This window comes from Rathayibacter sp. KR2-224, assembly GCF_049446075.1.
In the GTDB taxonomy this organism is placed as follows: Bacteria; Actinomycetota; Actinomycetes; order Actinomycetales; family Microbacteriaceae; genus Humibacter.
This window is the reverse complement of the sequence record NZ_JBMSEB010000002.1, coordinates 311679-323311: the sequence shown is the minus strand read 5'-3', so window position 1 is coordinate 323311 and position 11633 is coordinate 311679. Positions and strand designations below refer to the sequence as shown.

The window sequence follows — 11633 nt, the reverse complement described above, 5'->3', positions numbered from 1 at the left end:
TGGCGGCCGAGCCGGCGGGTGTGCGGGCCGTCGCCCACTGCTCTCGGCGAATTCACCAAGGGGGCCTCTCTACACTGTCAGGGTGGCGGCTTCCCAGGTGCATCTCGTGCGTCACGGCGAGGTGCGCAATCCCGAGGGCATCCTGTACGGCAGGATGTCCGGCTTCCACCTCTCCGAACTCGGCCGCCTGATGGCACAGGCCGCTGCCGACGACCTCGTCGCCCGCGACCGCCCGGTCGCGGCGGTGATCGCGTCGCCCCTGCAGCGCACTCAGGAGTCCGCCGCCCCTATCGCCGAGGCGTACGGAATCGCCACCGAGACGGATGCCCGCCTCATCGAAGGCGCCAATCGCTTCGAGGGCACGGTGATGTCGCGCGCCCTGCGCAACCCGCTCAACTGGCCGTGGCTCATCAACCCGCTGCGTCCGAGTTGGGGCGAGGCGTACCGATCGATCGAGCAGCGCATGCTTGCAGCGATGCACGATGCCTTCGACACGGCAGAGTCCCTGGCTGCCGAGCAAGACGGAGACGGCGGCGCAGATGTCGTGCTCGTGAGCCACCAACTGCCCATCTGGGTCGCCCATCTCGCCGTCGCCGGCGAGCGTTTCATGCACGACCCGAGGGAACGACGCTGCTCGCTCTCCAGCATCACGAGCTTCGAGCGCCGCGAAGGGCAGTTCGTCGAGGTCGGATACGCCGACCCCGCTTCCGCCCTCGCAGCCGATTCGACCGACGTGGGGGCGGTGTGAGCACCGTTCGCAACATCGGCTCGCCCCGGCGCCTCCTCGCTGCCGTGACCGCTGCACTCGCCGTCGGCGCGTTGCTGGCCGGCTGCAGCAACGACGAACTGGCGAAGCAGTACACGTCGGGTGTCGACAAGAACTACATCGCCGCCGCAAGCGGCGTCACCGAAGTGAAGCCCGCCGACCGCGGCAAGCCAATCCACTTCTCCGGCACCACGCAGGACGGCTCGACGTTCTCGTCGACGTCCGCCCTCGGGCAGGTGCTGGTCGTCAACTTCTGGTACGCGGGATGCCCGCCCTGCCGCGCGGAGGCATCCGACCTCACGAAGATCGCCGGCGAGTACCAGACGAAGGGCGTCACGTTCGTCGGGGTCAACACACGAGACTCCGCCGCCACGGCGACAGCGTTCGACACCGAGTTCAAGGTGAACTACCCGTCGATCCTCGACGTGGACGGGGGAGCGGTACAGCTCGCCTTCAGCGGATCCATGCGACCGAACGCAACGCCGACCACGTTCGTGATCGACAAGAAGGGCCGCGTCGCCGCGCGTATCGCCGGTGACATCGCCACGCAGCCGTCCACGCTCACCACTCTGATCGACTCGGCGCTCGCCGAGAGCAAGTGACGGGCGAGTGATGGGCGGCGTCGAAAACTTCATGCTGTCGGCACCCCTGCTGCTGACGGTGCCCGTTGCGCTGCTTGCCGGGGTGATCTCGTTCGCCTCGCCGTGCATCCTGCCGCTCGTTCCCGGCTACCTCGCCTACATCGGCGGGTTCACGGGCGAGACATCGGCGGCCGCGGCAGCCGTCGGCGCGAGCAGCGGCACCGGCGCCGCAGGCACGCGCGCGGGTACGGCGACCGCCACCCGTCCAGAGCGCACCGCCCGCAACCGTCTCGTGCTCGGCGTCGCACTGTTCGTGCTGGGCTTCGCAGCGGTGTTCGTGCTGACCGGATTCGTGTTCGGCGCGCTCGGGTTCTGGATGATCCAGTGGCGCGACCTCATCACGCGCGTCGCGGGCCTCATCCTCATCGTGCTCGGGCTCGTGTTCGTCGGCCAGTTCACCTTCCTGCAGCGCACGTTCAAGCCGCAGTGGCGTCCGCTCACCGGTCTCGCCGGTGCTCCGCTGCTCGGCGTCATCTTCGCCATCGGCTGGAGCCCGTGCACAGGCCCGACGCTCGCTGCCATCACCACCATGAGCTACTCGAGCGGGTCGGCGTGGCAGGGCGCGGTGCTCGCGCTGTTCTATGCGCTCGGCCTCGGCGTGCCGTTCGTGCTCATCGCGCTCGGGCTGGGTTGGGCATCCGGAGCCGTTGCGTTCCTGCGGCGGAACATCAGGGCGATCAACGTCGTGGGCGGCGTGCTGCTCATCGCCATCGGCATCCTCATGGTCTCCGGCATCTGGAACCAGTGGATCATCGCGTTGGCGGGGGTGATTCCGAGCTTTGGCACAGCACTCTGAACTCACCGGCGCCGAGGCCGCCGGCACCGAGGCGCTCGCCGAACCCGAGAACGCAGTGGCCGGGGCTGACTCCGGCGCCGACGAGAACCGGGCACAGGCCAGGCGCGACAGCAGGCCTTCCGGACACGTCGACACGAAGGATGCGGACGAGCCCGCCCAGCCCAAGCTCGGCTTCGTCGGCTGGTTGCGCTGGACCTGGCGACAGCTCACCAGCATGCGCACCGCGCTGTTCCTGCTCCTGCTGCTGGCCGTTGCTGCCGTGCCCGGGTCGCTCGTGCCGCAGCACGTGTCCGACCCGAACGGCGTCGTGCAATACAAGCTCGACCATCCTGCGCTGTACCCGATCCTCGACAAGCTGCAGGTCTTCGACACCTACACCTCGGTGTGGTTCTCGGCGATCTACCTGCTGCTGTTCGTCTCGCTCATCGGGTGCGTCGTGCCGCGCATCACACACCACCTCGAGGCGATGAGGTCCAAGCCGCCTCGCACGCCTGCGAGGCTGCAGCGCATGGCCGGCTTCCGCGTGCGGGTGCTGAAGGGGTTTGCCTCCAACGGGACGGCGGCCGACGCCGTGGCTGCGCGGCAGGCGGTCGTTTCGAGCGCGCAGAAGCTGCTCAAGGCATCCGGATATCGAACGGTCGTTTTCGAGACGGCAAGGGATGCCTCGGTGTCGGCCGAGCGCGGCTACCTGCGCGAGACCGGCAACATCGTGTTCCACGCGGCGCTGGTCGGAATCCTGGTCGCGGTCGGGGTGGGCGGCGGGTTCGGGTACACCGGGCAGCGCGTGGTGGTCGACGGGCAGAGCTTCGTCAACACGCTCGTGAACTACGACTCGTTCAACCCGGGGCGCTTCGTCGACACGAGCGCGCTGACGCCGTACTCGCTCGAGCTCAACGGCCTCGCAGTGAAGTACGTCACCGACAACAAGAACGCGATCGGCGCCCCGAGCGATTACACGGCGCGGGTGACCGCTACGCAGGACGGCAAGACCAGCCAGCGGATCATCAAGGTCAACGACCCGCTCGCCATCGGCGGCACGAACGTCTACCTGCTCGGAAACGGTTACGCGCCGGTCGTCACGGTGCGCGACGCGGACGGCAAAGAGGTGTTCCACGACGCCATCCCGTTCCCTCAGCAGTTCCAGAACATGGCATCGCAGGGCGTGATCAAGGTGCCGGACGGCTTGAAGCAGCAGCTGGGCATGATCGGCCTGTTCTACCCGACGGCGACCAAGCTCTCCTCCGGAGCTCTCGCGTCCTCCTACCCCGACACGCGCAACCCGGTGCTCGACCTGTCCGTTTATCAAGGTGACCTGGGCCTCAACAAGGGCGTGCCCGTGTCGGTGTATGCGCTCGACATCGACAAGATGACCGAGATCGCCGGGCCGAACGCCAAGGCCAAAGGACTCGAACTCAAACCGGGTGAATCCGCGAACCTGCCGAACGGTCTGGGCAGCGTCACGTTCGACGGCGTCAAGCGGTTCGCGAGCCTCGACATCCACCATGACCCCACCCAGGGCTGGGTCCTGCTGTTCGCAGTGCTCGTGCTCGGCGGACTGCTCACGTCGCTGTTCGTGCCCAGACGGCGGCTCTGGGTGAAAGCCGTGACGCAAGACGACGGATCCCTGCGCCTGGAGTACGCAGGGCTCGCGCGGGGCGAGGATCCCCGCCTCGACGACGCCGTGGCATCCATGGTCGAACGGCACATAGCGGCGCTGACCGGACGTTCCACCGGTTCGGCGAATCAACAGACGACGTAGGATTCTTCACATCGTGCTCGACACCCTCTCGCAGATCTTCATTTACGTGGCCATGGGCCTCTACGCGGCCGCGTTCATCGCGTTCGCACTCGACCTGGCGCGCCGCAGCGCCAGGGCGACGATTCCGGCGGCCGTGCCCAGCGCCGTGTCGCGGCGTACCGCACCCGCCGAGGACCTCGTGTTCGTCGAGGCGGGCGGTGTGCAGACGGATGCCGCCGCATCCGCAGGCGGGACCGTCACGGGTTCGAGCGGCGTGGCATCCGGCTCCGTCGTCGCGGGTGACGGCCAGGGCGTCGATCGTCCGCGGAGGTTCGGGTCGCTGTCACGGCTGAGCCTGCGCATCGAAGACGACGTGCACGGCGACCGCATCACGTCGAAGAGCCTGCGCGTTGCCATGGTGCTCACCATCATCGGCTGGGGACTTCACCTGTTCGCCGACGTCTTCCGTGGAATCGCCGCGGGGCGCGTTCCCTGGGCGAACATGTGGGAGTTCTCGATGACGGGCACGCTCGTCATCGTGGGCATCTTCCTGCTCGCGAACCTGCGGTTCGACCTGCGCTACCTCGGCACGTTCGTGCTCGGGCTCGTGTGCATCCTCCTCATGATCGCCACGACCCGCTACTACGTGCCGGTCGTGCCGCTGCCTCCCGCGCTGCAGTCGTACTGGCTGGTCATCCACATTCTGGTCGCGATCCTCGCCACGGCGTTCTTCGCGCTTGGTTTCGCACTGTCGGCCGCGCAGCTTCTGCAGGTGCGGCGCGAGTACCAGGTGGCGGCGGACAGGCCGACCCAGTTCCGCTTCCTCGCGACGCTCCCGAAGTCGGACACGCTCGAGAACCTCGCGTACCGCATCAACATCGTCGGGTTCATCTTCTGGACGTTCACACTCATCGCCGGCGCCATCTGGGCCGAGAAGGCGTGGGGCCGCTACTGGGGCTGGGACACCAAAGAGGTCTGGACGTTCATCATCTGGGTCATCTACGCCGGATACATCCACGCTCGCGCGACGCGCGGCTGGCGCGGCACCCGCTCGGCGTGGTTGGCGATCATCGGGTTCAGTGCCGTGATGTTCAACTTCGGTGTCGTGAACGTGTTCTTCCACGGGCTGCACTCGTACAGCGGCCTGACGTCCTAAGCCCGCGCGATCGCCGCCTTGAGCGTGCCGACACCCCAGAGCGCGCCGACGCCCGTCGTGTGCGCCGAGTCTCGATGATCGGGGCACGCCCGACAGTCCGGGTTACGACCTCGGGTGCGCTCAGCGGTTCGGTCGGGCTTGCAGGTGCCTGTAGCAGCGCTCGACGCGAGTGAACCACCAATCGCGGCGGTCGGCATCCGCTTCGTGCTCGGCGACGAGGGCATCGTCGACGTCGACGCGCCGCACCGGGATGCGCCCGGCCACGGGCGTTAGCGGCTCGCGCGTGACATCCGCCGCCAGCATCGCCGCCGTGCCAAGACCGCAGTCGTACTCGAGATGCGGAACGGATGCCGCCAGCATCGCTCCCATGGAGAGCCCGACAGACGTGTCGATGGCGCTGGACACCACGGCGGGCAGCCCGGCCAGACGGATGATCTCCAGCGCAGAGCGGATGCCGCCGAGGGGCTGAGCCTTGACGATCAGGACATCCGCTGCCCCTGCCCGCGCAACCGCGAGCGGATCTGATGCCTTGCGCACGCTCTCGTCTGCAGCGATCGGGATGCCCATGTATTTCACGCGGCGCCGAACCTCCGCCAGTTCCTCCACGGAGGCGCACGGCTGCTCGACGTACTCCAGGTCGAACGGCGCGAGCGCGTGGATGGCGTGCTCGGCCTCGTCCACGTTCCACAGCGCATTGGCGTCGACACGGATGCGGCCCTCGGCACCGAGCACGTCGCGCACAGCTGCCACTCGGGCGACGTCGTCGGCGAGCCGTTGCCCCGGCTCGGCGACCTTCACCTTTGCGGTCCGGCAACCGGGATAGCGGGCGAGCACGGATGCCGCCTCACCTGCGGCAACGGCCGGCACCGTCGCGTTGACTGCCACCGAGTCCCGCAGAGGAACCGGATCGTCGGCCCAGCCGAAGTCGATGGCGGCGGCGAGCCAGGCGGATGCCTCGTCATCGTCGTACTCCACGAACGGCGAGAACTCCGTCCACCCGCGTGGACCCTGCGTCACGAGGGCTTCGCGCACGGTGATGCCGCGGAACCGCGTGACCATGGGCAGCGCTACGACGCGGGCATCCGCCAGCAGGTCGTCCAACGGTGGAAGGTCGGCTGGGGGAAGCGCTGCGTGGCGGGAGGGCATGTTCCCAGTGTGTCAGCGTGCCGGGATGATGCGAGGAAGCGGGCCCTCCAGCCGCGCGACGGCGATCTTGACCTCGGTGAGCTCGTGCGTTTGGGCGTCCATCCTCGCGCTGAGTGCCCGGGTCTGCTCGTCGATCTTGGCGTCGAGGATCCGCCCTCGTTCGTCGATCTTGGCGTTCAGCAGTCGCCCGTGTTCGTCGATCTTGGCGTCGAGCAGTCGCCCGTGTTCGTCGATCTTGGCGTTCAGCAGTCGCCCCTGCTCATCGATCTTCGCGTCGAGCACCCGCGCTCGTTCGTCGATCTTGTCTGCGAGCCGTTGAAACTGCGTGTCGGAGCGGCGCACGATCCAGCCGAAGCCGCCCGCCAGCGTGAGGAACACCGCTGCGAAGCTGGCCAGGGTTGCAAGCGTCTGGGCCGACACGAACATGCCTCCATTCTCTCCGTGTGGTGGTGCAAGTTCCACCAGACGGTACGGCTGATGACGCCGCAGGGCCAGGTGCTTGCTCCAGACTGTGGATAGCGCAGCGCCATGCCCGCCTGGGGAGACCGGGTAGTAGGGCTGCACGCGTGGCAGGCGAACATCGAAGCAGGGAGGCACGACGGCATGGCGATCGATCTGGAGCGCGTCTACAAGGATCTGCACGAGCATCCGGAGCTGTCGTACAGCGAGCATCGCACGGCGAAGATCGCGGCGGATGGCATGCGAGACCTGGGCATCGAGGTGACAGAAGGCGTAGGCCGCACCGGCGTCGTCGGTGTACTCGCCAACGGGGAGGGGCCGGTGGTGCTCTTGAGAGCCGACATGGATGCCCTGCCCGTGCAGGAGGAGACCGGGCTCGAATATGCGAGCAGGGAGCGGGGCATCGATCCGGACGGCAACGACGTGCCGGTCATGCACGCGTGCGGTCACGACGTGCACGTCGCCTGCCTGCTCGGCGCCGCGGAGGCGCTCGCCGGTAGCACGGATGAGTGGGCAGGGACCGTCGTGTTCGTGTTCCAGCCGGCTGAGGAGCTTGGATCCGGCGCCGTCGAGATGATCGGCGACGGCCTCTACGACAAGTTCCCCAAGCCGGACATCGTGCTCGGCCAGCACGTGGCGCCCGCTCCCGCCGGCGTCGTCGGTGCCCACGCGGGTCCGGCATTCGCCGCCACCGACGGCTTCATCCTCACGCTGCACGGCGAGGGTGGCCACGGTTCGCGACCGGAGGCGACCGTCGACCCCGTCGTGATGGCGGCTGCCACCGTGATGCGCCTGCAGACCATCGTGTCTCGGGAGATCGCAGGCGGCGAGACAGCCGTCGTCACGGTCGGCACCATGCATGCAGGAACCAAGAGCAACATCATCCCCCCGGATGCCACGCTCGGCATCAACGTGCGCACCTACGACACGGGCGTGCGAGACCGTGTCATCGCAGGCATCCGGCGCATCGCCGAGGCGGAGGCCGCGGCATCCGGTGCCGAGCGGCTTCCCGATGTGGAGCTCACCGAATCGTTCCCCGTGCTGCACAACGACGAGGAAGCCACCGCGCGCACGGTGCAGGCCTTCCGATCTGCATTCGGGTCGAACAGGGTCATCGACCCCGGGCGCGTGACGGGCAGCGAAGACGTCAGCGCGCTCGCCACGGCTGCCGGCGCGCCGATCGTGTTCTGGCTGCTCGGTGGCCTGGACCCGCAGCTCTTCACGACGGCACTGTCGAACGGAACGACGGATGCTGGCATCCCCTCGAACCACTCGCCGCACTTCGCGCCGCTCATCCATCCCACGCTCGAGACGGGCGTGCAGGCGCTCGTCGTGGGGGCCAGGGAGTGGCTGGGCCGCGCAACTCCGTAGTGTTGAGTACATGAACCAGCAGGTTTCGGAGCTGTTCGACGCGGGGCAGTGGGCGCCGGCATCCGCAGGTGGGTCCGCCGACCAGGGCTTCACCGACATCACCTATCACCTGTCCAACGATGGCCGCATCGCGCGCATCGCCTTCGACCGGCCGGAGGTGCGCAATGCGTTCCGTCCGCACACGGTCGACGAGCTCTACGCCGCGCTCGACGACGCACGTCAGAACCCGCGCGTCGGCGTCGTACTGCTCACCGGCAACGGCCCGAGCCCCAAAGACGGCGGCTGGGCGTTCTGCTCGGGAGGCGACCAGCGCATCCGCGGTCGCGACGGGTACAAGTACGAACCGGCGCCCGAGACTGGCGCGAGCGCTGGCGTCGCGGCGGAGGCCGGAAATGACCTCCGCCCCCAGCCCCAGCGCGCGGCCCTAGGACGCCTTCACATCCTCGAGGTGCAACGGCTCATCCGATTCATGCCCAAGGTCGTGATCGCCGTCGTCCCTGGCTGGGCTGCCGGAGGCGGCCACTCGCTGCATGCGGTGTGCGACCTCACCATCGCGAGCGCCGAGCATGGCAGGTTCAAGCAGACGGATGCCGACGTCGGTTCCTTCGATGCCGGTTACGGGAGTGCGTACTACGCAAGGCAGATCGGGCAGAAGTTCGCGCGCGAGGTGTTCTTCCTCGCCCAGGAGTACTCCGCGCAGCGCGCCTACGAGATGGGTGCCGTGAACGCGGTCGTTCCGCATGCGGAACTCGAGAAGACGGCGATCGAGTGGGCCAGAACCGTCCTCGGCAAGTCGCCCACGAGCATCCGCATGCTCAAGTACGCGTTCAATGCCGTCGACGACGGCCTGGTCGGCCAGCAGGTGTTCGCGGGCGAGGCCACGCGGCTCGCGTACGGCACCGATGAGGCGGTCGAGGGCCGGGATGCCTTCTTGCAGAAACGCGAACCGGACTGGTCGCCGTTTCCCTGGCAGTACTGAGCGCGCGGCCAGTCCGGTTCGGCACTCGACGCCGTTAAACACTCGACGCGAGTGAAAACAGCAGATGCGGCCGAGAACAGCAGAAGTGCTGCTGTTCTCGGCGCGCGAGCCCGAAAGCTGCTGCTCCGGTAACAGCGGCACTGCAACGCGCAACCGGGGAGCGGGCTAGCGTGGAGTGGTGAGCCGCCCGCTGATCGTCGTCGACGCAGGCGAGCCGCACGCGGTGTACCTGGCACTGCGCCGTGCGCTGACCGGCGACGGGCCCGCCGTGTTGCCTCGGCAGCATGAGCCCGGCCCGAGATCCGGGACGACGGATGCCGATGCTACGGCGGGACTCCCCGCCTCGGTGCCGCGCAACGTGGCGCTCGTCGTCGAGACGTCGGGCTCCACCGGCGCGCCGAAACGGGTGGCACTCAGCGCGGACGCTCTGCTGGCCAGCGCGGCGGCATCCGCGGGTGCGATCGGGGGGCAGGAGCCGGGACTCGCACGCTGGCTGCTCGCGCTGCCCGCCCACTACATCGCCGGCGCCAACGTGCTGGTGCGCTCGATCGTGGCCGGAACCGAGCCGGTCATCCTTCCACCCGGACACTTCGACCCGGCAGCATTCTTCGCCGCCGCCGAGACGCTCGACTCCGACCAGCGCTTCACCTCGCTGGTGCCCGTGCAACTTGCTCGTCTGCTCGATGCCGCTATGGATGCCGCCGCTCACGGCGACCCGGACGTGCTGGCTGTCCTTCGTCGCTTCGACGCGCTGCTCATCGGCGGGCAGGCGCTGCAGCCGGAGTTGCGGCAACGCGCGCTGGACGCAGGCTTACGAATCGTACGAACGTATGGATCGAGCGAGACCGCCGGCGGATGCGTCTACGACGGCGTGCCGATCGGAACGGTCCGTGCCCGCGAAGCAGACGGTCGGATCGAGCTCGCCGGTCCCGTGCTGGCCGAGGGCTACCTGGATGCCGACGGCCGCATCGACACGAAACGAACCCATGCCGCGTTCCACACCGCAGACGGCGCACGCTGGTACCGAACCGGCGACCTCGGATCGGTGGATCCCGACGGCCGAGTGAGCATCGTCGGCAGGGCGGACAACGTCATCATCTCCGGCGGGGAGAAGGTGTCACTCGACGCGGTGGAGCGTGCCGTGCGCAGGCATCCAGGGCTCGTCGAGGCGGTCGTGGTCGCAGCGGCGAGCGAGGAATGGGGTCAGGTACCAGCCGTCGTCGCCGTCGGCCACCCGCAGTTCGATCTCGCCCAGCTCCGGGCCGCGGTGCAGGCCGAACTCGGCCACGCCGCCGCCCCCGCACTCCTGATCACCGTCGACCGGATGCCCCATCTCGCCTCGGGCAAGCCGGATCGCATCGCGCTCGCCCGGCTAGTGGCCGAGCAAACCGGGCCTCACGGAGGCGGCGTCCCATCCTCGGCTGCAGGCGACGGGAAGTGACGGAGGCTTGTCACCTAGCCGCCGTCGATACAATGCCGCCTTGTGAGTAGCAGCGCGCGCAGCAGGTCGAAGCCCAAGTCGAAGCGCAAGGGCGGACATCCGGCGGGACGGCCGGGCGCCGTCGCGCCCGCGACCTTCCGGGACTGGATCGGCGGTGCACGGCTGCGCACACTTCCGCTCGCGATCGCACCCGTGCTCGTGGGCACAGGCGCGGCGGTCGATGCCAGCAACCCAGGCGTGTTCCATTGGGTGCGCGCCCTGCTGTGCCTCGCCGTCGCGCTCTGCCTGCAGATCGGCGTGAACTACGCGAATGACTACTCCGACGGCATTCGCGGAACGGATGCCTACCGCGTCGGTCCCAGCAGGCTCACCGGGTCGGGCAAGGCGAAGCCGCGCGCCGTGCTCACGGTCGCGCTCGTGTTCTTCGCACTCGCCGCGATCGCAGGCATTCTGCTCGTGATCGCCTCGCAGCAGTGGTGGCTGCTCATCGTCGGTGCTGCCGCGATCGGCGCCGCCTGGTTCTACACCGGAGGCAGGCATCCTTACGGGTATTACGGCCTCGGTGAGGTGTTCGTCTTCGTGTTCTTCGGCCTCGTCGCCACGGCAGGCACCATGTTCGTGCAGGTGCTCAACGTGTCGCAGGTGGCTTGGCTGTCAGCGGTGGCCGTCGGCCTGCTCGCCTGCGCCGTGCTCATGGTCAACAACCTCCGCGACATCGACGCGGACAAGAAAGCGGGCAAGCGCACGCTTGCGGTGCTCGTCGGCAAGGGATGGTCGCGCACGCTCTACACCATCTTCGTGTTGGTGCCGTTCGCGATTCTGGCCGTGATCAGCCTCCTGTACACACTCGGATGGCTGGGCTTCTTCACGCTCATCGCCGCGCTGCCCGCCATCGTCATCACGCTGTTCGCCCGCACGCCACGCGAACTCATCATCGCGCTGCAGCTGACGTCGTTCAGCGCACTGGGTTACGCCGCCTTCCTCGGTGCAGCGCTCGCTTGGTCGCCACTGTGATCATTTGTGCGCCGCGCGAGCGGCGGCGCACCGCGGTTGGCTAGGTGGGTGGTCGCGTTCGGCGGCGTACACGCCGCCGCCTTGTGGAGCGTGTTGCGGACGGCTCGTGGTTGGGTTGCGCCGGTC

Annotated in this window: 11 protein-coding genes; 9 read left to right on the top strand and 2 right to left on the bottom strand. The window is 68.2% G+C overall.

What is annotated here, in order from left to right; translation table 11 throughout:
- Window positions 1–82: 82 nt before the first annotated feature.
- Genes ACO2Q7_RS13925 through ccsB form a run of 5 tightly spaced genes read left to right on the top strand, consistent with a single transcriptional unit; the run spans window position 83 to window position 5097 of the window.
- Entirely contained in the window at window positions 83–748 is a 666-nt protein-coding gene (locus tag ACO2Q7_RS13925; protein ID WP_423356301.1) for a histidine phosphatase family protein, read from the top strand.
- Window positions 745–1368 (top strand): TlpA family protein disulfide reductase, encoded by a 624-nt coding sequence (locus tag ACO2Q7_RS13920; RefSeq protein WP_423356300.1) that lies wholly within the window; start codon window positions 745–747, stop codon window positions 1366–1368. The genes ACO2Q7_RS13925 and ACO2Q7_RS13920 overlap by 4 nt, the downstream gene beginning before the upstream one ends.
- 10 nt (window positions 1369–1378) lie before the next feature.
- On the top strand, window positions 1379–2203 hold the full coding sequence (locus ACO2Q7_RS13915; RefSeq protein WP_423356299.1) for a cytochrome c biogenesis CcdA family protein: 825 nt from the start codon (window positions 1379–1381) through the stop codon (window positions 2201–2203).
- Window positions 2204–2258: 55 nt separating this feature from the next.
- Complete coding sequence (gene resB, locus ACO2Q7_RS13910) at window positions 2259–3962, top strand: cytochrome c biogenesis protein ResB (RefSeq protein WP_423356509.1); 1704 nt, start codon at window positions 2259–2261, stop codon at window positions 3960–3962.
- Between the two features lie 52 nt (window positions 3963–4014).
- A complete protein-coding gene (ccsB, locus tag ACO2Q7_RS13905; protein ID WP_423356508.1) occupies window positions 4015–5097 on the top strand; it encodes a c-type cytochrome biogenesis protein CcsB in 1083 nt (360 codons plus the stop codon).
- A gap of 120 nt (window positions 5098–5217) precedes the next feature.
- Here the strand turns inward: ccsB and ACO2Q7_RS13900 are convergent, their stop codons facing one another.
- Both ACO2Q7_RS13900 and ACO2Q7_RS13895 read right to left on the bottom strand, forming a co-directional pair.
- Complete coding sequence (locus tag ACO2Q7_RS13900) at window positions 5218–6243, bottom strand: o-succinylbenzoate synthase (RefSeq protein ID WP_423356298.1); 1026 nt, start codon at window positions 6241–6243, stop codon at window positions 5218–5220.
- Between the two features lie 12 nt (window positions 6244–6255).
- Window positions 6256–6669, bottom strand: coding sequence for a hypothetical protein (locus ACO2Q7_RS13895; RefSeq protein ID WP_423356297.1), 414 nt, complete (start codon window positions 6667–6669; stop codon window positions 6256–6258).
- 177 nt (window positions 6670–6846) lie between these two features.
- Between ACO2Q7_RS13895 and ACO2Q7_RS13890 the strand changes: the two genes are divergently transcribed.
- From ACO2Q7_RS13890 to ACO2Q7_RS13875, 4 genes are all read left to right on the top strand, one after another.
- Window positions 6847–8073, top strand: coding sequence for an amidohydrolase (locus ACO2Q7_RS13890; RefSeq protein WP_423356507.1), 1227 nt, complete (start codon window positions 6847–6849; stop codon window positions 8071–8073).
- 10 nt (window positions 8074–8083) lie between these two features.
- Window positions 8084–9052, top strand: coding sequence for a 1,4-dihydroxy-2-naphthoyl-CoA synthase (locus ACO2Q7_RS13885; protein ID WP_423356296.1), 969 nt, complete (start codon window positions 8084–8086; stop codon window positions 9050–9052).
- Window positions 9053–9230: 178 nt separating this feature from the next.
- Window positions 9231–10493, top strand: a complete 1263-nt coding sequence (locus ACO2Q7_RS13880) for an AMP-binding protein (RefSeq protein ID WP_423356295.1) — start codon at window positions 9231–9233, stop codon at window positions 10491–10493.
- A gap of 42 nt (window positions 10494–10535) precedes the next feature.
- Entirely contained in the window at window positions 10536–11507 is a 972-nt protein-coding gene (locus ACO2Q7_RS13875; RefSeq protein ID WP_423356294.1) for a 1,4-dihydroxy-2-naphthoate polyprenyltransferase, read from the top strand.
- The last annotated feature ends 126 nt before the right edge of the window (window positions 11508–11633 follow it).